Origin of the sequence: Pseudomonas sp. NY15437 (genome assembly GCF_048068435.1) — a bacterium.
GTDB lineage: Bacteria > Pseudomonadota > Gammaproteobacteria > Pseudomonadales > Pseudomonadaceae > Pseudomonas > Pseudomonas nitroreducens_B.
On record NZ_JBLUQC010000001.1, the window covers coordinates 1 to 23,785 of the forward strand.

26 protein-coding genes are annotated in these 23,785 nt (G+C 65.3%); 10 read left to right on the forward strand and 16 right to left on the reverse strand.

Annotation, left to right across the window (positions count from 1 at the left end; all coding sequences use genetic code 11):
* Positions 1-111 precede the first annotated feature (111 nt).
* Positions 112-1,311, reverse strand: coding sequence for a tyrosine--tRNA ligase (tyrS, locus tag ACNFIA_RS00005; protein WP_416782453.1), 1,200 nt, complete (start codon positions 1,309-1,311; stop codon positions 112-114).
* Between the two features lie 182 nt (positions 1,312-1,493).
* On the opposite strand from tyrS, the gene ACNFIA_RS00010 reads away from it, so the two are divergent.
* Entirely contained in the window at positions 1,494-2,939 is a 1,446-nt protein-coding gene (locus ACNFIA_RS00010) for a peptidoglycan DD-metalloendopeptidase family protein (RefSeq protein WP_416782454.1), read from the forward strand.
* Positions 2,940-2,942: 3 nt separating this feature from the next.
* On the forward strand, positions 2,943-4,034 hold the full coding sequence (locus tag ACNFIA_RS00015; protein ID WP_416782455.1) for an anhydro-N-acetylmuramic acid kinase: 1,092 nt from the start codon (positions 2,943-2,945) through the stop codon (positions 4,032-4,034).
* Between the two features lie 57 nt (positions 4,035-4,091).
* Here ACNFIA_RS00015 and erpA read toward each other — a convergent pair whose 3' ends face one another.
* The 3 genes from erpA to ACNFIA_RS00030 form a co-directional block, all read right to left on the reverse strand.
* Positions 4,092-4,442 (reverse strand): iron-sulfur cluster insertion protein ErpA, encoded by a 351-nt coding sequence (gene erpA, locus ACNFIA_RS00020; protein WP_236172588.1) that lies wholly within the window; start codon positions 4,440-4,442, stop codon positions 4,092-4,094.
* A 135-nt stretch (positions 4,443-4,577) separates the two neighbouring features.
* Positions 4,578-5,612 (reverse strand): N-acetyl-gamma-glutamyl-phosphate reductase, encoded by a 1,035-nt coding sequence (gene argC / locus ACNFIA_RS00025; RefSeq protein WP_259759016.1) that lies wholly within the window; start codon positions 5,610-5,612, stop codon positions 4,578-4,580.
* Between the two features lie 89 nt (positions 5,613-5,701).
* Positions 5,702-7,066 carry a chloride channel protein gene (locus ACNFIA_RS00030; RefSeq protein WP_416782458.1) on the reverse strand — a complete coding sequence of 455 codons (1,365 nt, stop codon included), beginning with the start codon at positions 7,064-7,066 and terminating at the stop codon, positions 5,702-5,704.
* Between the two features lie 158 nt (positions 7,067-7,224).
* Here ACNFIA_RS00030 and hemJ point away from each other — a divergent pair, with 158 nt between their 5' ends.
* The 7 genes from hemJ (at position 7,225) to ACNFIA_RS00065 (ending at position 12,753) form a co-directional block, all read left to right on the forward strand.
* Positions 7,225-7,650 (forward strand): protoporphyrinogen oxidase HemJ, encoded by a 426-nt coding sequence (gene hemJ / locus ACNFIA_RS00035; protein ID WP_416782459.1) that lies wholly within the window; start codon positions 7,225-7,227, stop codon positions 7,648-7,650.
* A 19-nt stretch (positions 7,651-7,669) separates the two neighbouring features.
* Positions 7,670-8,638 (forward strand): NAD(P)H-dependent flavin oxidoreductase, encoded by a 969-nt coding sequence (locus tag ACNFIA_RS00040; RefSeq protein ID WP_259759014.1) that lies wholly within the window; start codon positions 7,670-7,672, stop codon positions 8,636-8,638.
* A 105-nt stretch (positions 8,639-8,743) separates the two neighbouring features.
* Positions 8,744-9,856 (forward strand): DUF805 domain-containing protein, encoded by a 1,113-nt coding sequence (locus ACNFIA_RS00045; RefSeq protein ID WP_259759013.1) that lies wholly within the window; start codon positions 8,744-8,746, stop codon positions 9,854-9,856.
* 55 nt (positions 9,857-9,911) lie between these two features.
* Positions 9,912-10,700 (forward strand): SDR family NAD(P)-dependent oxidoreductase, encoded by a 789-nt coding sequence (locus tag ACNFIA_RS00050; protein WP_259759012.1) that lies wholly within the window; start codon positions 9,912-9,914, stop codon positions 10,698-10,700.
* Between the two features lie 71 nt (positions 10,701-10,771).
* The gene (locus ACNFIA_RS00055) at positions 10,772-11,110 is read left to right on the forward strand and encodes a histidine triad nucleotide-binding protein (protein WP_259759011.1); all 339 of its coding nucleotides are present in this window, start codon (positions 10,772-10,774) and stop codon (positions 11,108-11,110) included.
* A 97-nt stretch (positions 11,111-11,207) separates the two neighbouring features.
* A complete protein-coding gene (gene coq7 / locus ACNFIA_RS00060; protein ID WP_416782461.1) occupies positions 11,208-11,855 on the forward strand; it encodes a 2-polyprenyl-3-methyl-6-methoxy-1,4-benzoquinone monooxygenase in 648 nt (215 codons plus the stop codon).
* A 142-nt stretch (positions 11,856-11,997) separates the two neighbouring features.
* Positions 11,998-12,753 (forward strand): carbonic anhydrase, encoded by a 756-nt coding sequence (locus ACNFIA_RS00065; RefSeq protein ID WP_416782463.1) that lies wholly within the window; start codon positions 11,998-12,000, stop codon positions 12,751-12,753.
* A gap of 66 nt (positions 12,754-12,819) precedes the next feature.
* Here ACNFIA_RS00065 and speD read toward each other — a convergent pair whose 3' ends face one another.
* Complete coding sequence (speD, locus tag ACNFIA_RS00070; RefSeq protein ID WP_259759008.1) at positions 12,820-13,614, reverse strand: adenosylmethionine decarboxylase; 795 nt, start codon at positions 13,612-13,614, stop codon at positions 12,820-12,822.
* A gap of 226 nt (positions 13,615-13,840) precedes the next feature.
* Entirely contained in the window at positions 13,841-14,263 is a 423-nt protein-coding gene (locus ACNFIA_RS00075) for an OsmC family protein (RefSeq protein ID WP_015475289.1), read from the reverse strand.
* Positions 14,264-14,636: 373 nt separating this feature from the next.
* Between ACNFIA_RS00075 and crp the strand changes: the two genes are divergently transcribed.
* Positions 14,637-15,284, forward strand: a complete 648-nt coding sequence (gene crp, locus ACNFIA_RS00080; protein WP_024763566.1) for a cAMP-activated global transcriptional regulator CRP — start codon at positions 14,637-14,639, stop codon at positions 15,282-15,284.
* Positions 15,285-15,423: 139 nt separating this feature from the next.
* On the opposite strand, the gene trpC is transcribed toward crp, so the two are convergent.
* From trpC to ACNFIA_RS00130, 10 genes are all read right to left on the reverse strand, one after another.
* Positions 15,424-16,260 carry an indole-3-glycerol phosphate synthase TrpC gene (gene trpC / locus ACNFIA_RS00085; protein WP_416782464.1) on the reverse strand — a complete coding sequence of 279 codons (837 nt, stop codon included), beginning with the start codon at positions 16,258-16,260 and terminating at the stop codon, positions 15,424-15,426.
* Entirely contained in the window at positions 16,257-17,306 is a 1,050-nt protein-coding gene (gene trpD, locus ACNFIA_RS00090; protein WP_259759006.1) for an anthranilate phosphoribosyltransferase, read from the reverse strand. The genes trpC and trpD overlap by 4 nt, the downstream gene beginning before the upstream one ends.
* Positions 17,303-17,899, reverse strand: coding sequence for an aminodeoxychorismate/anthranilate synthase component II (locus ACNFIA_RS00095; RefSeq protein ID WP_416782465.1), 597 nt, complete (start codon positions 17,897-17,899; stop codon positions 17,303-17,305). The genes trpD and ACNFIA_RS00095 overlap by 4 nt, the downstream gene beginning before the upstream one ends.
* 317 nt (positions 17,900-18,216) lie before the next feature.
* Complete coding sequence (locus ACNFIA_RS00100) at positions 18,217-18,468, reverse strand: hypothetical protein (protein WP_416782466.1); 252 nt, start codon at positions 18,466-18,468, stop codon at positions 18,217-18,219.
* Positions 18,465-18,821: a hypothetical protein gene (locus ACNFIA_RS00105; protein WP_416782467.1), complete on the reverse strand. Its 357-nt coding sequence runs from the start codon at positions 18,819-18,821 to the stop codon at positions 18,465-18,467. The genes ACNFIA_RS00100 and ACNFIA_RS00105 overlap by 4 nt, the downstream gene beginning before the upstream one ends.
* On the reverse strand, positions 18,818-19,447 hold the full coding sequence (locus ACNFIA_RS00110) for a glycoside hydrolase family 19 protein (protein WP_416782468.1): 630 nt from the start codon (positions 19,445-19,447) through the stop codon (positions 18,818-18,820). The genes ACNFIA_RS00105 and ACNFIA_RS00110 overlap by 4 nt, the downstream gene beginning before the upstream one ends.
* Before the next feature lies 1 nt (position 19,448).
* Positions 19,449-20,453 carry a phage late control D family protein gene (locus ACNFIA_RS00115; protein WP_416782469.1) on the reverse strand — a complete coding sequence of 335 codons (1,005 nt, stop codon included), beginning with the start codon at positions 20,451-20,453 and terminating at the stop codon, positions 19,449-19,451.
* Positions 20,454-20,508: 55 nt separating this feature from the next.
* Positions 20,509-20,718, reverse strand: coding sequence for a tail protein X (locus ACNFIA_RS00120; protein ID WP_259759000.1), 210 nt, complete (start codon positions 20,716-20,718; stop codon positions 20,509-20,511).
* Positions 20,690-21,556, reverse strand: a complete 867-nt coding sequence (locus tag ACNFIA_RS00125) for a phage tail protein (protein WP_416782470.1) — start codon at positions 21,554-21,556, stop codon at positions 20,690-20,692. The genes ACNFIA_RS00120 and ACNFIA_RS00125 overlap by 29 nt, the downstream gene beginning before the upstream one ends.
* Before the next feature lie 9 nt (positions 21,557-21,565).
* A complete protein-coding gene (locus ACNFIA_RS00130) occupies positions 21,566-23,632 on the reverse strand; it encodes a hypothetical protein (protein WP_416782471.1) in 2,067 nt (688 codons plus the stop codon).
* Positions 23,633-23,785: the final 153 nt, after the last annotated feature.

Consider the following 23,785-nt stretch of genomic DNA (forward strand, 5'->3'; position numbering starts at 1 on the left):
TCGAATCTCTGTAAGTACTTGATTTTCAAGTTCTTTCAGCGCTTCGTCGCTGGGAGTGGTGCGCATTATAGGGAGTTTAAATTGGCCGTCAACGGCTAATTTAAACTTTCTTCACTCGGCGACCAGAGTGACGCGAGCGAAGGCCTTCTTGCCAGCCTGCAGGACGTGAGTCGCGCCCAGCTTGAAGACAAAGCTGCGATCAACGACGTCACCGTCCACACGCACACCGCTGGAGGACAGCAGGTCACGGGCAACGGCGGAGTTCTTTACCAGGCCTGCCTTATTAAGGACGGCGCCGATGGGCAGATCTTCCGCAGCAGCCACTTCGACCTCCGGCAGGTCTTCCGGCAGCTCGCCATCCTTGAGGCGGTTACCGGCGGACTTGTGCGCAGAGGCTGCCGCCTCTTCGCCATGGAAGCGAGCGACGATTTCCTCGGCCAGCTTGATCTTGATGTCGCGCGGATTCGCACCCGCCTCCACATCCTTCCTGAAGCCTTCGATCTCCTCCATGGAGCGGAAGCTCAGGAGCTCGAAGTAACGCCACATCAGGGTATCGGGAATGGAGACCAGCTTGCTGTACATGACACCAGGGGCTTCCTGGATGCCAATGTAGTTGCCCAGCGACTTGGACATCTTCTTCACGCCATCCAGACCTTCGAGCAGCGGCATGGTCAGGATGCATTGCGGCTCCTGCTCATAGGCGCGCTGGAGCTCACGCCCCATCAGCAGGTTGAATTTCTGATCGGTGCCGCCGAGTTCGACATCGGCGCGCAGCGCCACCGAGTCGTACCCCTGCACCAGCGGGTAGAGGAACTCGTGAATGGCAATGGACTGATTGCTGGCATAACGTTTGCTGAAATCATCGCGTTCCAGCATACGAGCAACGGTGTACTGGGAAGCCAGACGAATGAAATCAGCGGGGGAAAGCTGGTCCATCCAGGTGGAGTTGAAGGCCACCTCGGTTTTCGCGGGGTCGAGAATCTTGAAGACCTGGGCCTTGTACGTCTCGGCGTTGTCGAGAACCTGCTCGCGGGTGAGGGGTGGGCGGGTAACACTTTTCCCGCTGGGGTCACCGATCATCCCAGTGAAGTCGCCGATCAGGAAGATCACCTGATGGCCCAACTCCTGGAATTGACGCAGCTTATTAATGAGGACAGTGTGCCCCAGGTGCAGGTCGGGAGCGGTCGGGTCGAAGCCGGCCTTGATACGCAGGGGCTGGCCGCGCTTGAGCTTTTCGATCAGCTCGGCCTCCACGAGAATTTCGTCTGCTCCGCGCTTGATCAGCGCCAGCTGCTCTTCGACCGACTTCATTGCAGGTTCCTGTACGTTGCGAATTGCGAAAGGGAACCAACGATACAAGAACAGGCACTAAAAACAAGTTTTGCCCAGCGCCAGAGGACAGGACGCCAGAAGCCCGACATCAGGGTTGCTTCAGAGGGAATTTGGTTATATTTTAGGCAGTTATTTCACATTCCAAAAACACCACTCACGCCATGACGCAATCCGATCAGAAAGCGCCGTACTACCCGAAGAGCCATCTGCTGGCCGCAAGCGGTGTAGCAGCGCTCCTCAGCCTGGCTCTGCTGGTGTTCCCCTCGGCCGAGGTCGAGGCGAAGAAGACCACGCTCAATCTCGAGCTGGAAAGCAGTACCGAGCAGATCCTCCAGGAAAAAGACGACCTCCGACCCAACCCGGTCACGGAAGACGACGGCTCTTCGCCTTTTGCTCAGATAGAAGGCCAGCCGGACAACCACAACAGCGCCGGAAAAGACGCGGAAAAGAACCACGAACTCGCCGATTCGAACAAACCAGCCTCCCCCTCCGCTTCCGCAGAACCTGCGTGGAAAAGCGTGACCGTGGGCAAGGGCGACACCCTTTCTACCGTGTTCGCGAAGGCCGGCCTGCCGGCGAACGTCGTGCACGACATGCTGGCTTCCAACAAGGACGCCAAGCAGTTCACCCGTCTTGATATCGGCCAGGACGTGGACTTCCTCATCGACACCAAGGGCGAACTGCAAGGCCTGAAGGTCAAGCGCAGCGATCTTGAGACCATCAGCCTGAACAAGTCGGCCAAGGGCTATGACTTCACGCGCGACCTGGTCAAGCCGTCGGTGCACGCGAACTACGCCCACGGTCGCGTCGACAGCTCGCTGTTCGTTGCCGGCCGCAACGCCGGGCTGTCCCACGACCTGATCATGTCGATGGCCAACATCCTCGGCTACGACATCGACTTCGCCCAGGATATTCGCGAAGGCGACGAATTCGACGTGATCTACGAGTCCCAACAGGTGAAAGGCAAGCAGGTTGGCACCGGCAGCATCCTCGCGGTGCGCTTCGTCAACCGCGGCAAGGAATACACCGCCGTGCGCTACACCACCAAGCAGGGCAACACCAGCTACCTGCGTGCCGATGGCAGCAGCATGCGCAAGGCGTTCATCCGCACTCCGGTGGACTTCGCCCGCATCAGCTCACGCTTCTCGATTGGGCGTTTCCACCCGATCCTGAACAAGATTCGTGCACACAAGGGTGTGGACTACGCGGCGCCGATCGGCACGCCGATCAAGGCCACCGGCGACGGCAAGATCCTCGAAGCCGGTCGCAAGGGTGGCTACGGCAACGCCGTGGTCATTCAGCACGGCCAGCGCTATCGCACGGTGTATGGCCACATGAGCCGCTTCGCCAAGGGCATTCGCTCCGGCGTGGCGGTGAAGCAGGGCCAGATCATCGGATACGTCGGCATGACTGGCCTGGCCACCGGCCCGCACCTGCACTACGAGTTCCAGGTCAACGGCCAGCACGTCGACCCGCTGAGCGCCAAGCTGCCCACCGCCGACCCGCTGAGCGGCCCGGAGCGCAAGCGCTTCCTGGCGCAGACCCAACCGCTGATCGCGCGCATGGACCAGGAGAAGGCAACCTTCCTGGCCCTGAACAAGCGCTGAGTCATGCCGCTCTATCTGGGGGTGATGTCCGGCACCAGCCTCGACGGACTGGACATCGCCCTGATCGAGCAAGGCGAGCAGACCACGCTGCTCGCCTCACACTACCTGCCCATGCCCGCCGGGCTGCGCGCCGATCTCCTCGCGCTGTGCTCCTCCGGCCCTGACGAAATTGCCCGCTCCGCCCTGGCGGAAAACCACTGGGTGCGCCTGGCAGCCCAGGGCATCACTGAGCTCCTGGCGCGCGAGAAGCTCGCCCCCGGCGCCATCCGCGCCATCGGCAGCCACGGCCAGACCATTCGCCACGAGCCGCACCAGGGCTTCACCGTGCAGATCGGCAACCCGGCGCTGCTCGCCGAACTGACCGGCATCGACGTCGTGGCCGACTTCCGGCGCCGCGATGTCGCGGCCGGCGGCCAGGGCGCGCCGCTGGTGCCGGCGTTCCACCGCGCACTCTTCGGCAGTGATCGCCGCGAATGCGCGATCCTCAACGTGGGCGGGTTCAGCAACGTTTCACTACTCAGCCCCGGCCAGCCGGTTCGCGGTTTCGACTGCGGCCCCGGCAACGTCCTGCTGGATGCCTGGATTCAGGAGCAGCGTGGCGACGCCTATGACCGCGATGGCGCCTGGGCTGCCAGCGGTAGTATCGATCAAGGGCTGCTGCAGGCGATGCTGGCTGACGACTTCTTCGCCGCCAAGGGGCCGAAAAGCACCGGGCGCGAGCGTTTCAACCTGAACTGGCTCAACGCCGTGCTGGCCAGCCATGCGCCCGCGAAGGCCGAGGACGTGCAGGCCACCCTGCTGGAACTCACCGCCCGCAGCATTGCCGCCGCGCTGCTGGATGCACAGCCGGGTTGCAAGGAAGTGGTGGTGTGCGGTGGCGGCGCGTTCAACAAGACATTGATGCAGCGCCTTGCCGTGCACATGCCCGGCGCCAGCGTGATCAGCAGCCTGGACCGTGGTGTGCCGCCGGAATGGATGGAAGCCATGGCTTTCGCCTGGCTGGCCCATCGCTTCCTCGAGCGTGAACCCGGCAACTGCCCGGAAGTCACCGCTGCCCAGGGGCCACGCATTCTCGGGGCGCTCTACCCCGCCTGAACCCGCGCCACCAACAAAAACGCCGCGCATCAGCGCGGCGTTCTTGTTTCTAAACGATCAGATCGAGAAAGACTGACCGCAGCCGCAGGTGGTCGCTGCGTTCGGGTTCTTGATGACGAACCGCGAACCTTCGAGGCCTTCCTGGTAGTCCACTTCCGCACCGGCGAGGTACTGGAAGCTCATCGGATCGACCACGAGGCTGACGCCGTCGCGCTCGACGATGGTGTCGTCGTCCGCGGTGTCTTCATCGAAGGTGAACCCGTACTGGAAGCCCGAGCAGCCACCGCCCGTGACGAACACCCGCAGCTTGAGGCGCGGATTGCCTTCTTCGTCGATCAGGTTCTTCACCTTGTTCGCAGCGCCGTGCGAAAACATCAGCGGAGTGGGGGTGAAGGTTTCGATGGTCATGGTGAACACTCTCCCGGCCGAAGCCGTACGTTACAACATTGCGGACCATTATCCGCTTACCCCAGAAAAACGGTCAACTAATCCGACTCATCCATTGGTCCAGATCAATCGGCCGCCTTCCGGGGCAGTCGTTCCTTACGGCAGCAGTGCGACGTTGGACAGACCCAGGTGCTCGTCCAGGCCGAACAGGATGTTCATGTTCTGGATCGCCTGGCCGGAGGCGCCCTTCACCAGGTTGTCGATCACCGACAGGATCACCACCAGGTCGCCACCCTGTGGACGGTGCACCGCGATGCGGCAGACGTTGGCGCCGCGCACGCTGCGGGTTTCCGGGTGGCTACCAGCCGGCATCACGTCGACGAACGGCTCGTTGGCGTAGCGCTCCTCATACAGTTTCTGCAGGTCGACGCCACGATCAGCGACGCGCGCGTACAGGGTCGCGTGGATGCCGCGGATCATCGGGGTCAGGTGCGGCACGAACGTCAGGCCGACCTCACCCTTGGCCGCACGGCGCAGGCCTTGGCTGATTTCCGGCAGGTGGCGGTGACCTTTTACCGAATACGCCATCATGCTCTCGCCGGCCTCGCAGAACAGCGAACCGACCTTGGCGCCACGCCCGGCACCGCTGACGCCGGACTTGCAGTCGGCGATCAGTTGGCTGGCATCCGCCAGGCCGTTCTCCAGCAGCGGGATGAAGCCAAGCTGAGTGGCGGTCGGATAGCAGCCGGGTACGGCGATCAGCCGCGCGGTCTTGATGGCCTCGCGGTTCACTTCCGGCAGGCCGTAGACGGCCTCGGGCAGCAGATCGGGCGCGCCGTGGGGCTGGCCATACCACTTGGCCCACTCCTCGGCGTCCTGCAGGCGGAAGTCCGCGGACAGGTCGATCACCCGCGTTCCGGTCGCCAGCAGCTCGCCGGCCAGGGCGTGTGCCACGCCGTGGGGTGTGGCGAAGAACACCACGTCGCAGTCGCCCAGACGCTTCACGTCCGGCACGCTGAAGGCCAGGCCGTCATAGTGGCCTCGCAGGTTCGGGTACATGTCGGCGACTTTCACGCCCTCCTCGGAGCGCGAGGTAATCACCTCGACGCGCGCCTGGGGATGTTGTGCCAGCAGGCGCAGCAGTTCCACGCCCGTATAACCCGTACCACCTACGATACCGACCTTGATCATCTGCCTGTCACTCCACCTATGGGGCCAAATTCAGGGGCGACCATGATATGAGCCGCTGCCCGGGCTGAACAGAGCGAATGTGTCGGTGTTCATGCCCCTTTTGTCGGACCCAGGCTTTCCTGCATCTGGCGGGCGAGGGCGTGGTAGATCGGCAGCGGGTTCAGGCGCGCCGACACGCCACTGGCCAGTAGCGTGGCCGCGAGGATCGGAATCAGCATGTCCGGGCTGTGCGACATCTCCACCGTGATCACCGTGGCGGTCAGCGGCGTACGCGTCACGCCGGCGAGGTAGGCGGACATCCCCAGCAGCCCGACTGCCGGCAGGCTCGCGCCGGGGATCAGCGGCGCCAGCCAGGGTGCCAGGCTCGCACCCACGGTGAGCGAGGGCGAGAACAGCCCGCCAGGAATCCCGGCGATGAAGGAAATCACGTTGGCGATGAACTTCAATAGCAGGAAGTCGTGTCCCACCACCGGCTGTCCTTCGAGGATCGAACGCGTCTCGGCGTAGCCGGTGCCGAACACATGGTGCCCGGACAGCAGACCGAGGAGCGCCAGCAGCAGCCCGCAGGCTGCGGCGAAGCGGATCGGCCAGCGCCCGCGCCAGCGGCTGATGAAGCTCAGCGGGCCGCGGTCGGTCGGCAGCACCAGCCGGCAGTAGAGGCCGCCGAGCAAACCGCCCAGCAGCCCGCACGCCACCACCGCAATCCATGCGGGCCCCAGCGGCATGCTTTCCGAAAGCCGGCCGAAGTAGCTGTAGCTGCCCATCAGGCCGAGGGTGACCATGCCGCCCAGCAGCACGGCGGTGAGCACCAGGCCGCTGAAGCGCTGCTCGAAGGTACGGCTCAACTCCTCGATGGCGAACACCACCCCACCCAGCGGCGTATTGAACGCTGCCGCGATGCCCGCCGCGCCCCCGGCAATGATCAGCCCGGAGACCGTGTGCTTCTCGTAGAGCCCCAGGCGACGGCCGAAGGAATACATCAGCGCCGCGCCGATGTGCACCGTAGGCCCTTCGCGGCCGGCCGAAGCGCCCACCAGCAGTGCGAGCAGCGTCATCACCAGCTTGCCGACGGCGATTCGCACCGACAGCAAGGCGTTGCGGGTCGGGCTGCTGCGCTGCTCCAGCGCCACGATGACTTGCGGGATGCCGCTGCCCCGGGTGTTCTTCAACGCGCCCTGGGTCAGCCAGACCAGCGCGGCGAAGCCCAGCGGGCAGATCAGCCAGGGCCACCACTGGCTGTGCGCGACGACACCGCGGAAGGTCGCACTGGCCAGGTCCGCCAGGTGCGCGAAGGCCAGTGCCACCAGCCCCACCAGCAGGGCGCCCAGCCAGAACGCCAGATTGCGCCGCCACTGGCGCAACAGCGGATGCCGTGCCAGCGGGCGCTTGGGCGTCAGGTGTTCAGCGGCCTCAGCGGGCGGCGGGGGCGTCTTGGAAGGGGCGGCTGCGGACATGGGCGGGCGGGCCAGGCATCTGCCGGATGCCATGCGGCACACGCGGCACATCGCCACGCGTGGAATCTCGATGACCCACCACAGTGTAATGAGAACCAGGGATGACGCCATTGCACCGCGCCACTACTATCGGCTCACCGTGATTCGAGGACGTCCCGATGCTCTATCTCTGGCTCAAGGCCTTTCATATCGTTGCCGTGGTCTGCTGGTTCGCCGGCCTGTTCTACCTGCCGCGCCTGTTCGTCTACCACGCCATGAGCGAGGACGCCGCCAGCCGCGAGCGCTTCTGCGTCATGGAGCGCAAGCTGTACCGCGGCATCATGGGCCCGTCGATGATCCTCACCATCGTCCTCGGCGCCTGGATGCTCTACCTCAACCCCGCCTGGCTGACCCAGGGCTGGATGCACGCCAAGCTCACCCTGGTGGTGCTGCTGATCGGCTACCACCATGCCTGCGGCGCCATGCTCAAGCGCTTCGCCCGCGGCGAGAACGGCCGCAGCCACGTGTTCTACCGCTGGTTCAACGAAGTGCCGGTCCTGTTCCTGATCGCCATCGTGATCCTGGTGGTCGTCAAACCCTTCTGACCCCGACAAGGAGACTGCCATGTCCCTGCCCGCCCTGCTCGACCGCCGCCTGCGCATCCCCCTGGTGGCGGCCCCGATGTTCCTGGTCTCCAACCCGCAACTGGTGCTGGCCTGCTGCAAGAGCGGCATCGTCGGCAGCTTCCCGGCGCTGAACCAGCGCGAGAGCAGCGGCTTCAAGGCCTGGCTGGAAGAGATCGAAGCCGGGCTGGCAGCCGACCCGCAGGCCGCGCCCTACGCGGTCAACCTGATCGTTCACAACACCAACCCGCGCCTGCAGGCGGACCTCAAGCTCTGCGTGGAGCACCAGGTGCCAATCGTCATCACCAGCCTGGGCGCGGTGCGCGAAGTGGTCGATGCCGTGCACAGCTATGGCGGCCTGGTGTTCCACGACGTGACCACCCGCCGCCATGCGGAGAAGGCAGCCGAGGCCGGCGTCGACGGCCTGATCGCCGTCGCGGCCGGCGCGGGCGGCCATGCCGGTACCTGGAGCCCCTTCGCGCTGATCGCCGAGATCCGCCAGTTCTTCGACAAGACCCTGTTGCTGGCCGGCTGCATCAACCACGGCCACGAAATCCTCGCCGCCCAGGTGCTGGGCGCCGACCTCGCCTACCTCGGCACACGCTTCATCGCCACCCGCGAGAGCGCCGCGTCCGAGGACTACAAGCACATGCTGCTCGACGCCCGCGCCGCCGACATCATCCACACGCCCGCCGTTTCCGGCGTGCCCGCCAGCTTCATGCGCCAGAGCCTGGAAGCGGCCGGCTTCGACATGCAGCGGCTGAACGACAAGGGCTCGCTCAATTACGGCGAGAAGCTCAAGCCGGTCAGCGACGAGGCCAAGGCCTGGAAGACCGTGTGGTCCGCCGGCCAGGGGGTCGGTGACATCCGCGACCTGCCGGCAGTGGGCGAGCTGATCGCCCGCCTGGATCACGAATACCGCCAGGCCCTGACCCGCAGCGCCGGCTTGTCCAACCAACTGCTGGTCTGAGCTGCGGCACCGCTCACGATATATCCGCCAGGGCCGCTTGTTGGCCCCTGGCGGCCCGATTACGCTGTAGCGATTCCACCATAGCCAGAAGACAAGGATGCCCCGATGGATCAATCCCGCTTCAAGATCGTCTTTGACGGCGCGCTGATGCCGCAGACGCCTCTGGAAACCGCCAAGGAAAATCTCGCCCGTCTGTTCAAGAGCGATGCCTCGAAGATCGACGCACTGTTCAGCGGCCAGCCGGTCGTGCTCAAGCGCGACCTGACCGGTGATGAAGCCGACAAGTACCTGCGCGCCCTCCACGGCGCCGGCGCCAACGCCCGCAAGGAGGCCGAAGGCGCTGCCGGATTCAGTCTGGTGGAAACCGACGACCATCCCAGCGAAGCGACCCTGGCAGCCCGTTCCGCCGGTGAAGCGGCCGGCAGCGAGCGGATGACCTGCCCCAAATGCGGGCACGAACAGGCGACCGCCATCGAGTGCAGCGCCTGCGGCATCGTGATCGAGAAGTACCTGGCGCGCCAGGCGGAACTGGCGGCCAACCCGGTTGCCGCCACGCCCGTTGCGGCGCCCACGGCGAGTGCCTCGCCCTACGCCCCGCCCCAGGCCCAGGTGGGCGAGCAACTGCCCGAATACGGCGATCTCAAGGTCCTCACCACCGACGGCCGGATCGGCCGGGTACGCTACCTGGGCTGGAGCATGGCGGTTTCGCTCATCGCCATCCCGGTGTTCCTGGTGGTGGCCGGTCTGTTTGCCGTCTCCAACCTCCTCGGCATCCTCGTCGGGGCGATCGCGCTGATCGGCTTCGTGGTGGTCAGCGTGATGATCGGCGCACAGCGCCTGCATGACATCGGCTGGTCCGCCTGGCTGCTGTTGCTCAACCTTGTCCCCGTCGTCGGTAGCGTGTTCCCCCTGCTGATGCTGCTGGTGCCCGGCACCGCCGAGGCCAACCGCTACGGCCCGCCGCCGCCGCCCAACAGCCGTGGCGTGGTGATCTTCGCCTGGACCGCCCTGCTGGTGCCGATTATCGGTATTCTTGCCGCCATCGCCATTCCTGCGTACCAGGGCTATCTGGAGCGCGCGCAAAGCGCCCAGTACGAGCAGTACCAGCAGGACGACTCCAGCGCACCGGCCGCCAGCGCCGAACCGTCGGACGAACAGTTCAACAGCGGCGACACCGAAGGCGCTGACTCCGACGACGGCGACAGCAGCGACCAGTAATGCAACAACCCGTGGCGGGCGTGGTCGAACGCCACCCCGCCACAGAGACTCCTGAATGCCTCGTTTTGCCCTCATCACCGGCGCTTCCAGCGGTATCGGCCTGGCCTTGGCCGAAGCCCTCGCCCGCCGCGGCCAGGCCCTGATCCTGGTGGCGCGCCAGCGCGACGCGCTGGACAGCATCGCCTGCGAACTCTCGCAACGCTTCGGGGTGGAGGTGCTGTTCCGTGTCTGCGACCTGTCCGAGCCGCTGCAGATATCCGGGCTGCTGCACGAGCTGGAGCAGAGCGGGCGGCAGATCGAGTTGCTGGTGAACAATGCAGGCGTCGGCACCTCTGGCGCCTTCGTCGACCAGGACTGGTCCCGCGAACAGGAATTGCTGGAGCTCAACGTCCTGGCCCTGGCGCGCCTGTGCCACGGTATCGGCGCGATGATGGAGCGCAGCGGCGGCGGGCGGATTCTCAACGTCGCCTCCGTGGCCGGCCTGCTGCCCGGCCCCTGGATGAGCAGCTACTACGCCAGCAAGGCCTTCGTGCTGCACTTTTCCGAAGGCCTGCGCGAGGAGTTGAAAGGCCGCGGCATCAAGGTGTCCGTGCTGTGCCCGGGGCCGACCCGCACCGCGTTCTACCGCAACGCCGACCTGCGCCTGGGCAAGCTCGACGACGGCAAGCGCGTCATGTCCGCCGAGGAGGTCGCCTTCCTGGCCGTGAAAGCCCTGCGCCGGGCGCCAGCCCTGATCATCCCCGGCTGGCGCAACCGCCTGTTCGCCTATGGCGTGCGCCTGCTGCCACGCTGGCTCATGCGCAAACTGGCCGGCCGCATCAATCGCCTGGCGCTGGCCGGTTGAGCCGGCACTGGGCGTGGCCTGAGCGCGGGCGCTAAACTCCTGCTCCTGCCCACACGCTGGAGGAGCCTTTCGTGGACTGTCTGTTCTGCAAGATCGTTGCCGGGGAAATACCCGCGCGCACGCTGTACGAGGATGACCAGGTGATCGCCTTCCATGACATCGGCCCGCAGGCGCCGGTGCATTTCCTGGTGATCCCCAAGCAGCACATTGCCACCCTCCACGACCTGAGCGAAGCGGACAAGCCGCTGGCCGGGCACATCCTCTTCACCGCCCAGCGCCTGGCCAAGGAACAGGGGTGCGACGAGGGCTTCCGCGTGGTGATGAACTGCAACGACCTGGGCGGCCAAACGGTGCACCACATTCACATGCACGTGCTGGGTCAGCGCCAGATGCACTGGCCGCCGGGCTGATCCGTTCCCGACCAGAAGACGCTGCGCGCACCTCGGCAAGACCTGTCATCCGCCATCCGGTAAACTGCCGGCGAATGTTCCTTATCGGAGGTGCGCCATGTCCGCCGACCGTCACTACTCCCCCGCCGACCGCTTCCTGCTGCAGGCCGATGCCGCTCTGCGCACCCTGCTGCCGTTCAGCGGCCATCCGGGGCGCCCGTCCCCCGCTATCGTCCAACCCGACGCCGAGCTCAGCGAGAGCGATGCCCGTCACGTCGCCGGCCTGATGCGCATCAACCACACCGGCGAGGTCTGCGCCCAGGCGCTGTACCAGGGCCAGGCACTGACCGCCAAGCTGCCCAAGGTACGCAAGGCCATGGAAGAAGCCGCCGACGAGGAAGTCGACCACCTTGCCTGGTGCGAACAGCGCATCCGCGAGCTGGGCAGCCGCCCGAGCGTGCTCAATCCGATCTTCTACGGCCTGTCGTTCGGTGTCGGCGCTGCCGCCGGGCTGATCAGCGACCGCGTCAGCCTCGGCTTCGTCGCTGCCACCGAAGACCAGGTGTGCAAGCACCTGGACGAACACCTGGCGGAAATTCCCGCCGAAGACCGGAAATCCCGCGCCATTCTCGAGCAGATGCGCGAGGACGAAGAGCACCACGCCACCAGCGCCATCGAGGCCGGCGGCCTGCGCTTCCCGGCGCCAGTGAAGTTCGGCATGACGCTGCTGTCCAAGGTGATGACCAAGTCCACCTACCGGATCTGATCCCGTCCTGGGGCGATGCAGTGGCATGGCCCCAGGAGATTTCCTGGCAAAACGGGAAAATTTCCCAAGCTTTTTTCGCCATCTTTCGTCGCAGTTTCGCAGCGAGGATGCTGCTCCGGCTGATTACCCATCCGGAGTTTCCATGCGCTTCATCCCCCGCGTTTCCTGCCTGCTCGCCCCGCTCTGCCTGGCCCTTTCCACCGCCCACGCCGCCGATGCCCATTGGTCCTACAGCGGCGATCAGGGCCCTGCGCACTGGGGCGAACTGGGTAGCGCCCTCTGCGCCAGCGGTGCCGAGCAATCGCCGATCGACATCGAGAAATCCAAGGTCGAGCCGAAGAAGGTGCCGGCCAGCGAGCTGAAACTGCATTACGGCAAGACGGCCCTCACGCTGCTCAACAACGGCCACACCCTCCAGGCCAGCGCGGCCGACGGCGATACCCTGACCTACAAGGGCACCGAATACCGCCTGCTGCAATTCCACTTCCACACGCCCAGCGAACACCAGTTCAACCACCAGCCGTATCCGATGGAGATGCACCTGGTGAACCAGGACAAGGGCGGCCACCTGCTGGTACTGGGGCTGATGATCCAGCAAGGCAACGAGAACAAACAGCTGGCGCAGCTGTGGAAGCACCTGCCGACCCAGCAGGGACAGGAGGCGCCGCTCGCCGCCGCGCTGGCGCCCGACCTTGCCCGCTTGGTCCCCGCCGCCAGCCATCACCTGTTCTACCACGGCTCGCTGACCACCCCGCCGTGCACCGAAGGCGTGCAGTGGGTGCTGTTCGAAAAGCCCATCGAGCTGTCGAAGCAGCAGATCCAGCAATTCCAGGCGCTGTTCCCGGACAACCATCGCCCGACGCAGTCCGATACCGGCCGCGAGGTGGACGAGGACTGATCGCCCCCAACGAAAAGGGCGCCCAATGGGCGCCCTTTTCGTTTCTGCTAATCGAGCGTTGCGAGATCAGCGAGGCATGTTGCGCGCGTAGAAGATCTCCAGCATCTCATGCCGCACGCGCTCTTCCACCTGCTTGCGCTGCTCGGGCGACAGGTTGCGGGTCGCATCACCGAACAGGTAGTTGTCCAGGTCGAACTCCTTGAGCAGCATCTTGGTGTGGAACAGGTTCTCCTGGTACACGTTCACGTCGGTCATCTGATAGGCCTCGTACGTGTCGTCGGAGAGATAGTTCTGGATCGAGTTGATCTCGTGGTCGATGAAGTGCTTCTTGCCTTCCACGTCGCGGGTGAAGCCGCGCACGCGGTAATCCACGGTGACGATGTCCGAGTCGAACTGGTGGATGAGGTAGTTGAGCGCCTTGAGCGGCGAGATGACGCCGCAGGTCGACACATCGATGTCCACCCGGAAGGTCGCAATGCCTTCCACCGGATGGATCTCCGGATAGGTGTGCACGGTGATATGGCTCTTGTCGAGGTGCGCCAGGATGGTGTCCGGCAACGGCCCCGGGGATTCCTCGATCTGGCTGTCGGTCGGGGTGACCGGCTGCTCGGAGATCAGGATGGTCACGCTGGCGCCTTGCGGATCGTAATCCTGACGGGCGATGTTCAGGATGTTCGCGCCAATGATGTCGACAACATCGGTGAGGATCTGCGTGAGACGCTCGGCATCGTACTCTTCGTCGATGTACTGCACGTAGGCCTGCTGGTCTTCAGGCGTCTCGGCATAGCAGATGTCGTAGATGTTGAAGCTCAAGGTCTTCGTCAGGTTGTTGAACCCGTGGAGCTTGAGTTTGCTTTTCACCGTGGGAAAACTCTCATCAAATGCGGCTCTGCCGCGTGGTTGAGCATGCCCGTCAGATGCGTACGGCAGCACCTGCGTAGGACGGTTTACACCTCTTCGCGATGGCGATTGTGGTTGCTTGGTTTTGGGCCGGGGGGCCCTGAAAAAAGGTGGCGCATTATGCAGAGGTCAGACGACCTCTGCCAGACTTTGCCCACCTTTGATGATGAAAGGATGAAGCCGGCTGTCAGCCCAGCTCTACGATCTCGTAGTCATGGGTGATCTCGACGCCCGCGCGGCCGAGCATGATCGACGCGGAGCAGTACTTCTCGGCCGACAGTTCGACCGCGCGCTTGACCTGCGCTTCCTTCAGACCACGCCCCTTGACCACGAAATGCACGTGGATCTTGGTGAAGACCTTCGGGTCCTCGTCGGCGCGCTCGGCTTCCAGGAAGGCTTCGCAGCTTTCCACCGGCTGGCGACCCTTCTTGAGGATGCTGACCACGTCGAAGTTGGTGCAGCCACCCAGGCCGAGCAGGAGCATCTCCATCGGCCGCACGCCCAGGTTGCGGCCACCGGCGTCCGGCGGGCCGTCCATCACCACGACGTGGCCACTGCCGGATTCGCCGAGGAACATCGCCTCGCCCGCCCACTGGATTCGCGCTTTCATTGCAAGGAACTCCGCCGGAAAAAAGGGGCGACAGCTTATCACAGCCCTCTAACACGCCCAGCGGGCGCGGTGGCTGTTACCCACGTCTCATTTCCACACGGCCAGTATGCATTTATCACTTAAGCTGGCGCCGGATTACTGGCACACTCTCGGAAATTGCCTACACGAACGTTCCAGCTTTCCGATTGTTGGTAACACGACGTCTGTTAAGCTCTTGCAGATTTACGTACATGCAAGACTGCTCAGCCAGGCAATTGCCGCCCTGGGGATCGAGGGGGATCGCGCCAGGGACGCACGGCACCACAGCTGAACATAAAAAATCATTAGCGCCTGTTGTGCAAAGGCCACTCTTTCTACTTTCCGGGACTCGGGCATGGTAGCTATTACCCTCACACCCAAAATCAAGAACCTCGACAAGCTGCTCGCGCACTGTCATCGCCGCCGCTTCACCGCCAAGAGCACCATCATCTACGCCGGTGACCGCTGCGAGAGCCTGTTCTTCATCATCAAGGGGTCGGTGACCGTCCTGATCGAGGACGACGACGGCCGCGAGATGATCATCGGGTACCTCAATACCGGCGATTTCTTCGGGGAGATGGGGCTCTTCGAGAAGGAAGGCAGCACCGGCCAGGAGCGCAGCGCCTGGATTCGCGCCAAGACCGAATGCGAAGTCGCCGAGATCAGCTACGCGAAATTCCGCGAACTGAGCCAGCAGGACCCGGAGATTCTCTTCACCCTCGGCAGCCAGATGGCGGACCGCCTGCGCAAGACCACGCGCAAGGTCGGCGACCTGGCCTTCCTCGACGTCACCGGCCGCGTGGCGCGCACCCTGCTGGACCTGTGCCAGCAGCCGGACGCCATGACCCACCCCGACGGCATGCAGATCAAGATCACCCGCCAGGAAATCGGCCGCATCGTCGGCTGCTCCCGCGAGATGGTCGGCCGCGTGCTCAAGAGCCTGGAAGAACAGGGCCTGGTGCACGTCAAGGGCAAGACCATGGTGGTCTTCGGCACCCGCTGAAGTCTGCAGAACGCAAAAAAGCCGGCAATCGCCGGCTTTTTTGTTGCCCTACCTGCAGGAGCGAGCTGGCTCGCGAACAACCGTCCGGAAACTCCAGCGCTGTTCGCTTCGCCGGCAAGCTCGCGCCTGCCAGACGGATTCAGTCCGGATCGGCGCCCAGCTTGGTCTTGCTGCGCTCGGGGAAGAACAGGCGCTTGAGCTCGGTGCCCGGCTCGTCCGCCCGCATGAAGGCTTCGCCCACCAAGAAGCCGAACACGTCGCTGACTTCCATCAGCTCGACATCGGCGCGGTTGAGGATGCCGCTCTCGGTGATCACCATGCGATCGCGCGGGATGTCCGGCAGCAGATCCAGGGTGGTCTCCAGGCTCACCTCGAAGGTGTGCAGGTTGCGGTTGTTGATGCCCACCAGCGGGGTATCCAGGAGCTTCAGCGCGCGCTCCAGCTCCGGGGCATCGTGCACTTCCACCAGCACGTCGAGGCCAACGTCCTTGGCGACCGCGGCCAGCTCGGCCATGCGCACGTCATCCAGCGCCGAGACGATCAGCAGGATGCAATCGGCGCCGATGGCCCGGGCTTCCACGACCTGGTACGGGTCGATGAGGAAGTCCTTGCGGATCACCGGCAGCTTGCAGGCCGCACGGGCTTCCTTGAGGTAGGCATCGCTGCCGAGGAAAAAGTCGATATCGGTCAGCACCGAGAGGCAGGTAGCGCCACCCTCTTCGTAGCTGCGGGCGATGTCGGCCGGGTCGAAATTCTCGCGAATGATGCCTTTGCTCGGCGACGCCTTCTTCACCTCGGCGATCACCGCCGGCTCGCGGCGCTTGGCGCGCTCCAGCAGGGCGTTGGCGAAACCGCGCGGGGCGTCGGCTGCACGGGCCAGTTGCTCCAGCTCGGCGATGCTGACGCGGGTGCGGCGTTCGGCGACTTCTTCGGCCTTGCGGGCCAGGATCTTCTGCAGAACCGTCGGCACACTCACTGTGCGTTCTCCTCTCGGTAAACGGCGGTGAAGGCCGCCAGCTCTTCCATCTTCTCCCGCGCAAGCCCGGTGTGCAGGGCGTCGTGGGCCAATTGCATGCCTTCGTGCAGGCTGGTGGCCAGGTCCGCGGCGTACAGCGCGGCGCCGGCGTTGAGCACGATGAGTTCGGCGGCCTTCTGCCCGGCTTCGGTCTTGCGCCGGCCCAGCGCGTCGCGGATCAGCTCCAGCGACTGCTGCGGGCTGTCCACCGTCAGGCCGATCAGGCTCTGGCTCTTGATGCCGAAGTCTTCGGGCTGCACGTCGTATTCGGTGACCACGCCATCCTTCAGCTCGGCCACGTGGGTCGGCGCGGCGAGGCTGAACTCGTCCAGGCCGTCGCGGGAATGCACCACCAGGATGTGCTCGCTGCCCAGGCGCTTGAGCACCTCGGCCAGCGGGCGGCACAGCGCCTGACTGAACACGCCGACCACCTGATGCTTCACGCCCGCCGGGTTGGTCAGCGGGCCGAGCATGTTGAACAGGGTGCGCAGGCCCAGCTCGCGGCGCGGGCCGGCAGCGTGCTTCATGGCCTTGTGATGGACCTGGGCGAACATGAAGCCGACGCCCACGGTCTCGATGCAACGCTTCACCTGCACCGGCTTGAGGTCCAGGTAGATGCCGGCGGCTTCCAGCAGGTCGGCACTGCCGCTCTTGCCGGAGACCGCACGGTTACCGTGCTTGGCGACCTTGCCACCCGCCGCGGCGACCACGAAGGCCGCCGCCGAGGACACGTTGAAGATGTTCGCGCCATCGCCACCGGTGCCGACCACGTCGACCACGTGCTTGAGGCTATCGAGCTCGACCTGGTCGGCCAGCTCGCGCATCACCGCCACGGCGCCGACGATCTCGTCGATGGTCTCGCTCTTCATGCGCATGCCCATGAGGAAGGCGCCGATCTGCGCGTCGGTGCACTGCCCGGTCATGATCTCGCGCATGACGTCCTGCATTTCCTCGGTGGTCAGGTCCAGCTGGTTGACCACGCGGCCGAGGGCTTCCTTGATGTTCATGCGCGCACCCCGCCGGTCTGCTTGAGGAAGTTGGCCAGCATCTCGTGGCCCTGTTCGGAGAGGATCGACTCGGGATGGAACTGCACGCCCTCGACGTTCAGCATCTTGTGGCGCAGGCCCATGATCTCATCGACCGAGCCGTCTTCCAGCGCCGTCCAGGCGGTGATTTCCAGGCAGTCGGGCAGCGTCTCGCGCTTGACCACCAGGGAGTGGTAACGGGTCTGGGTCAGCGGATTGTTCAGGCCGGCGAACACGCCCAGGTCCTTGTGGAACACCGGGCTGACCTTGCCGTGCATGACCTGGCGCGCCCGCACCACGTCACCGCCGAAGGCCTGGCCGATGGACTGGTGGCCCAGGCACACGCCCAGCAGCGGCAACTTGCCAGCAAAGCGCTCGATGACCTCCAGGGACACGCCCGCCTCGTTCGGCGTGCACGGGCCGGGGGACAGGACGATGCGTTCGGGATTGAGCGCGGCGATCTCCTCGACGCTCAGCTCGTCATTGCGAATGACGTGGATGTCGGCCTTCAACTCGGCGAAGTACTGCACCAGGTTGTAGGTGAAGGAGTCGTAGTTATCGATCATCAGCAGCATGTCTGCTCGAACCTCATGATTGCACTGCTTTCGGATCGCGCCATCGTCGACACCCGTTGCGGCCTCGCAGGCTGCGCGAATCTGGCGATTATGCCAGCGGATGGGAGAAATGGACGCGTAAGAAGAGACCGGCGCTATGCCGGGAAAGAAGGAATCAGGCGCGCCAGCGCCAACGGGCGAATGCCTTGAGGAGGGAGGTGATGATGCGGCTGCGGTGGATCACGGTTGCGGTCTCGCCTAGCGATGGCCGAACAGTAGCCCAAGGCCGGGCGCCAGCGCAACCGGCACGGCGCCCTGGCCGACGAAGGTAGGGCCGTTCAGCGGCACGCATCGAGCACGGCACGCAGGCGGGTTTCATAGGCCAGGTGCTGCTGCCGCTCGGCCAGCAGCGCGCGAACCTTGGTTTGCAGGTCGTCCGAAGGGCGCAGGCCGGCGGTGGCGAAGCGAGGAGTTTCGACAGTCGGCGCCTGGCACGGCACCGGGAGGGGGATGCGCACTTGCGCGGGGGTTGGCTGCGTAGTGGCACAACCGGCCAGCAGCAGCGCGAGGATCAGCGCCGGCAGTTTCATGGCAACAGCTCCCGGTCGATCAACTGACGGACCACGGCGCACTCCTCGCCCTCGCTGCGCTCCAGCAGCAGCCGGCGGGCAGCGGCCTCATGGCTCTGCGCCTGCTCGCGGGCTTGGGCGAGCGCGCGCTCAGCGGATTCCGCACGCTGGCGGGCAGCCTGTTCCAGCGCCTCGACCTGGGCGTTCTGCAGCGCCAGCCTCGACTCCAGGGCTTTGCCGGCGTCGCTGCAGCGCGCCTGCTCCAGACGCACGGTCTGGAGCTGCCCTTCATAGAAGCGCGCCGCCAACCAGGCGCCGCCAATTCCCCCGAGCAGAACCCCGCCCACGCCCAGCGCCAGCCAGAAGCGACTCATCCCAGCACCTCCTGCGCGCGGCGCCAGATCTGCACCCGTGCCTCCAGGCCATTCAAACCGCCGTTGATGCGCCGGGTGATGTCCTCGAAGCGCTGCGCATCGGCCAAGGCGTTGAGCCCGTTGCGTTGCCACCACCAGGCCGCCGACCGGCAAGCCCAGCGCGGCTCCACCAACAACTGAGGGCGGGCAACGAAAGGCTGCTCGAGCCCCTCGCCCACCGACCGATAGTTGCTGCGCCCGGTGACCTGCAGCAGCCCGCGCCCCCGAAAGCGCCAGCCATCGCCCGACGCTTCATCGCCATTGCCGTTGCGTCCGGCATAGACGAGGTTGGCAATGCGCTCCGGCTGGTACGCCACCTCCCGCGCCAGTGCCGTGGGCGAGCCGTCGGCGCTGCGAAAGCGCCGGGGCCAGACGGCAGCCAAACGCTGGGCGCTGTAGGTCAGGCTTTCCACGCAGCGGGTCAACTGCGCACTTTCGTGCCCGACCTGGGCGAGGAAGGCAGCGACGCGCGGGGAGGTGTCGATGTCGAAGTCGCACATCGCCCTCTCCAACACGGGCAGAAAAACGCCCGCGACGGGGCGGGCGTTGGGCAGGATCAGCAGTAGCTGGTGTTCGTCGATGAGCATGTCAGCCGCCCTCCCCCGCCAGCGCCTTGCCATCGTTACCGCCATTGCACAGCACGCGGGTGGTCCAGCCATTCGCGTCGTAGTGCTGGGTAACGGTGTCGACCAGGTAAATGCCATCGACCCCTGCCTTGAAGCCGCTCAGCTCAACCCGGCACTCGGCGAACAGATCGGTGCGGCCGGGCAGCCCCAAGCGTACGCCAGCGGTCTGTCGGTTGAAGTCCGCCAGGCGCGACCTGGCCAACTGTTGTGCCGCCGCTTCGTTGGCCTGGACATGGCGCTCGACGTACTCCGCCTGCACCGTCTTCGGCGCGTTCGGATTGGCTAGCTTGACGGTGCGCAAGGCTCCGTCGGGCCCCTGGTAGGGCACGCTCACCTGCGCGACTACCTTGCGATCATCCAGGGTGAAGCTGAAGGAGCTGACGTCCCCGCGCCTGAGCAGCACCGAGTCCAGCGGCTGCCCCGACGCGCTGCGGCCAGCCTGGCGCGGCATGACCAGCAGCTTCAGGTCGGCGATCTTCGCCGTGCAGTCGTATTGCCGGGCCAGGCGGGTGATGAAGTGATAGTCGGACTCGTTGATCTGGTCCGCGCGGACGATCCGCGTCTGTACCTCGCACTGGGCCTGCCAGCCATTGCGGCCCGCGATGCGCTCGACGATCTGCGCCAGTGTCACGTTCTCCCAACTGTCGCTGCGGATGGATTTCGCCACGTTGCGCGCGTCCGCAGACTTGGCCTTGATCACCAGCGTATCCGGCGCGCCGCTGAAGGTGATCGTATCGACCTTGTAGCGGCCCATCGGCGCCACGCCCGTTTCCTCGTAGCCCAGGTACAGCGCCAGCTCCGCGCCGCGCCGGGGCAACACCACGGTGCCTGCGCGGTCGTCGAGGGTGAGCGACAGCGTGTCCGACTCCAGGCCGTGCTTATCCAGCACTTCCAACTCGAGCACGCGGTCGTTGACCTGTGCCGTGATGTCGCGCCCATCGGCGACGATGCGAAAGACCGGTTTCATGGGGCCCCCGAATAAAAAGGCCCCGCTTTTGCGGGGCCTGGTTGGAACACACGGATCAATCCCACAGGCGCACCTGCGGATGGTCCGGAGCCGGCAAATCGGGCATACGGATCAGCACGCCGGCGCGCAGCGGTTGCGGCTCGTCGGCCAGGCCGGGATTGGCATCGAGCACCGCTTCCACGCACCCCTTGAGATGGCCGTAGCGCTGATAGCAGAGCTGGTCCAGCACGTCGCCATTACTGCTGCGATAGATCGTCGTCGCCATAGCGATTGAACTCCAGGTCGAGGGCTTGCTTGCGCGGGGCCCCATTGGTGAGCAGAGCACTCTGCGTCTCGGTCACCTTGGTCAGGCACCAGGTCCCCAGGGGGTCCCCATAGCCGCTGATCAGGCTCACCGGTTTGCCGCTCAAGGCGATTTCGCGCAGCTGGTTCGGAATCTTCCATCCCACGCGCTTACCCGATACCCGCGACAGGGCCGGCATGAGCGTCGCCTTCAGCGCTAACGTCTCCGAGCCGACGCCGACGTATTGCAGGGCGCCCCGACGGCCCAGCCGCGGCTGCTCCTTCCAGGTGAGCTGGCTCGTGCGAGTCGCTGATTCGAAAGGCACCGTGTCGATGTTGAAGAAGAACTGCGTCTGCGAGTCCAGCACGGTCATGATCAGCAGGTGCTGCTGTGGAATGGCGCACATGAAATCACCGGGCGTCAGCTGGGGCGCCAGGACCGAACTGGGCAGTATCGAACCCAGCGATTCACCGACCTTGCCGACCACCTTGTCCACCGCCTTTCGCGCTCGGTCGACCTGCTCGCCCAGCGCCTGCACGCGCTCATCGATGCCCTTCAGGGCCCGCGCTGCGCTGTTGTAGGTGTTGACCACCTTGTTGACCTTGACCTGCGCGCGCTCGATGCCCTGCATCGAGCGCTGCACCTTGCCCGCCATGTCCGGCGAGACTCCGGGCAAACCCTCCAGCTCAGCCGCCGCGCCACGGATGTCGCTGACGGCGCCGTTCACCGGCGCGATCACCTCGTCCAGGTCGCGACGGCCATCTTCGGCCGCCCGGGCCAGCTGCGACAGGCCGTTCTGCATCTGTTCCCAATACGCCATAACGCCTCCTTACACCACGACCATGTCGAACAGCGCATCGCGTTGCCGATCCTGGGAGAAATCCGCCAGCATCCGCCGCAGGCGCGGCAGCAACTCGCTGGCCAACTGCTCGGGGTCGCTGACGTTGCCGGCCACGTTGATGCTGATCTGGGGGGAAAACGTCCAGGTTTCGGACGTCGGCGCCAGCGGAGCGGCCGATGCAGATGCGCTGGGAGAAGGCCGCGACGCGTCCGTGACGCCTGCATCGGGCGAAACGGCATTGCCGAGGTCGAATGCCCTCGCCGAGGACGAATCACCTTCGTCCGAATCGTTGCTGAACGTTCGATACAGCCCATCACCCAGCGACTTTCCGACCTCACCACCACCCCAGGCGCCCAGAGCCCCGCCCACCAGCCCGCCAACGATGGCGCCCGCGGCCGTTCCGACGATCGGGATCAACGATCCAACGGCCGCGCCCGCCAAGACTCCCGCCTCAGCCCCGGCAAGCCCCCCGACCAGAGAGCCTGCCGCATCGCCGTAGCCCTTGGCTTTTTCCTGGGCCGAGCCATTGCCGGTGTAGGTTTCGTAGGCCGTGAGGGCAGGCCCGACGGCTACGAGTGCCCCCCGGCCAATCGCACGGCCAACGCCGCTGCGCAGCACACTGACCAACCACTCGCCGGCGCTACGCACCCCACGAGCTGCGGCATTCCACGCGGTGCCGAGATAGGCTCCGACCTTTTGACTGGCCGCCCCCGTCCAACTGGAGACTCCTTGCCAGGCATCCTTCGCCAGGCCGCCTAGGGCAGCAGCGCGCAATCCGGCCCCCTGACGAACACCAGTCACGACGTTGCCCGCCCAGGTACCGGCGCGACTGCTCCAATTGACGGTCCGCTGCCAGGCGGCGCCAGCCATGCTGCCCGCGGCCTGGTATGCCCGCCCCGCGCCCTGCCGGATCGCCGAGCCAACACCCGAAGCGATATCCGCACCGCGTCCCAGAGCGCGACCGCCCCACGACTTCGTCGCGCCGAAGACATCCTTCACGTCCTTGTACACGCCGCGAACATCACTCAGGGCCTTCAATCCCCCTGCCACCGCGATCAGCGCAGTCAGGCCGGCGGTCAGGCCGGGGTTTTCCTCGACCACCGCGGTGGCCTGGACGAGCTTCTGCGTGACAGGCCCGATCATCGGGCGGTACACATCCTGATTGGCGTCGCTGACGCTGCGCCATAACTGTTGCCAGGCACTCTCAAGCGACTCGCTCTGCCCCTGGCGGGTGGCCATGCGCGTCGTCGCGTCATCCTGCAGCCGGCGCCGGCCATCCATCTGTGCGCCTTCGACCAGCTGCTGTTGTACCCACTCGCGATTGCCTTTCGCATCCGACGGATCGCGCTCGTCCAACTGTCTCGACAGGCGACGGGCAAGCAACTCGACCGCCCCCTCACCCTGGTCGTGGCGCTGCGCCAGCGAGGCGTACTGCGCCCGCATATCGCCCACGCTGGTCACGCCGCCGATCTCGTGGAGGCGTTGGGTCAATTCGGCGGTACGCTCCAGCGGCACACCTTGCCCGTAGGAGAACGTCGCCGCATCCGGAAGAAAGGCCAGGGAGGTTTGCAGGTCCATCCCCTGGTTCATCATCAGCCGGATCAGGTCGAGCACATCGTCACTCGACAGCCCGCTGTCATTGGCAACCTGCCGCACGTTGCGCGCGAGATCACGCTCGCTCTGCTCCGCGGACAGCCCACCGCGCGCCGTCAGCTCTTGCACCTTTCCATTGAACTGCAGGCTGCGGAACATCGTGCCGACAACGCCACTGGAAGGCAGCGCGGATTCACCGCGTTGCCACCCGCCCTGGCGCGCGGGCGTATCGCCGCGCATGGCCGCCGGACTCCCCAGCAGCCCGATGATTCGTTGCAGGCCGGTACGCACCTCGCCGGCGCCCCGCTCCAACACCTGCAGCTGCCGGCCAAGGGTGTCGCGGATAAGCCGCGACTCATCGCGCAGGCCCTCCAGCGCGACGCTCCAGGTGCCGAGAAACTCCAGGCCGCGCATGCGCACCGTCGCATCGGCGAGCGCCTGCCCGAGGGACAGGTCGAGCACTCCACCCACGGTCGGCACCCTCTCAGTAGATTCATTCATCGTTCATCACTCGCCCCTCTGACGAAAAAAGGGGCGCCGGTCATCCAGCGCCCCTTTCCAGGGCAAACCAGCCCGCCTAGTCCCCCAGCCACCAACGCAGGTCGCTCAAGGTCA

Bases quoted from the DNA above. Each gene is read 5' to 3' on its own strand.
- trpD (WP_259759006.1), bottom strand. From the start codon at position 17,306: ATGAACATCAAGGAAGCCCTCGGCCGCGTGGTCAACCAGCTGGACCTG.
- ACNFIA_RS00110 (WP_416782468.1), bottom strand. From the start codon at position 19,447: ATGCTCATCGACGAACACCAGCTACTGCTGATCCTGCCCAACGCCCGC.
- ACNFIA_RS00095 (WP_416782465.1), bottom strand. From the start codon at position 17,899: ATGCTGCTGATGATCGATAACTACGACTCCTTCACCTACAACCTGGTG.
- ACNFIA_RS00075 (WP_015475289.1), bottom strand. From the start codon at position 14,263: ATGAAAGCGCGAATCCAGTGGGCGGGCGAGGCGATGTTCCTCGGCGAA.
- erpA (WP_236172588.1), bottom strand. From the start codon at position 4,442: ATGACCATCGAAACCTTCACCCCCACTCCGCTGATGTTTTCGCACGGC.
- ACNFIA_RS00010 (WP_416782454.1), top strand. From the start codon at position 1,494: ATGACGCAATCCGATCAGAAAGCGCCGTACTACCCGAAGAGCCATCTG.
- ACNFIA_RS00125 (WP_416782470.1), bottom strand. From the start codon at position 21,556: ATGGCGTATTGGGAACAGATGCAGAACGGCCTGTCGCAGCTGGCCCGG.
- ACNFIA_RS00045 (WP_259759013.1), top strand. From the start codon at position 8,744: ATGGATCAATCCCGCTTCAAGATCGTCTTTGACGGCGCGCTGATGCCG.
- argC (WP_259759016.1), bottom strand. From the start codon at position 5,612: ATGATCAAGGTCGGTATCGTAGGTGGTACGGGTTATACGGGCGTGGAA.
- crp (WP_024763566.1), top strand. From the start codon at position 14,637: ATGGTAGCTATTACCCTCACACCCAAAATCAAGAACCTCGACAAGCTG.
- hemJ (WP_416782459.1), top strand. From the start codon at position 7,225: ATGCTCTATCTCTGGCTCAAGGCCTTTCATATCGTTGCCGTGGTCTGC.
- ACNFIA_RS00100 (WP_416782466.1), bottom strand. From the start codon at position 18,468: ATGAAACTGCCGGCGCTGATCCTCGCGCTGCTGCTGGCCGGTTGTGCC.
- coq7 (WP_416782461.1), top strand. From the start codon at position 11,208: ATGTCCGCCGACCGTCACTACTCCCCCGCCGACCGCTTCCTGCTGCAG.
- ACNFIA_RS00115 (WP_416782469.1), bottom strand. From the start codon at position 20,453: ATGAAACCGGTCTTTCGCATCGTCGCCGATGGGCGCGACATCACGGCA.
- ACNFIA_RS00050 (WP_259759012.1), top strand. From the start codon at position 9,912: ATGCCTCGTTTTGCCCTCATCACCGGCGCTTCCAGCGGTATCGGCCTG.
- ACNFIA_RS00120 (WP_259759000.1), bottom strand. From the start codon at position 20,718: ATGGCGACGACGATCTATCGCAGCAGTAATGGCGACGTGCTGGACCAG.
- tyrS (WP_416782453.1), bottom strand. From the start codon at position 1,311: ATGAAGTCGGTCGAAGAGCAGCTGGCGCTGATCAAGCGCGGAGCAGAC.
- ACNFIA_RS00015 (WP_416782455.1), top strand. From the start codon at position 2,943: ATGCCGCTCTATCTGGGGGTGATGTCCGGCACCAGCCTCGACGGACTG.
- ACNFIA_RS00040 (WP_259759014.1), top strand. From the start codon at position 7,670: ATGTCCCTGCCCGCCCTGCTCGACCGCCGCCTGCGCATCCCCCTGGTG.
- ACNFIA_RS00105 (WP_416782467.1), bottom strand. From the start codon at position 18,821: ATGAGTCGCTTCTGGCTGGCGCTGGGCGTGGGCGGGGTTCTGCTCGGG.
- ACNFIA_RS00030 (WP_416782458.1), bottom strand. From the start codon at position 7,066: ATGTCCGCAGCCGCCCCTTCCAAGACGCCCCCGCCGCCCGCTGAGGCC.
- ACNFIA_RS00065 (WP_416782463.1), top strand. From the start codon at position 11,998: ATGCGCTTCATCCCCCGCGTTTCCTGCCTGCTCGCCCCGCTCTGCCTG.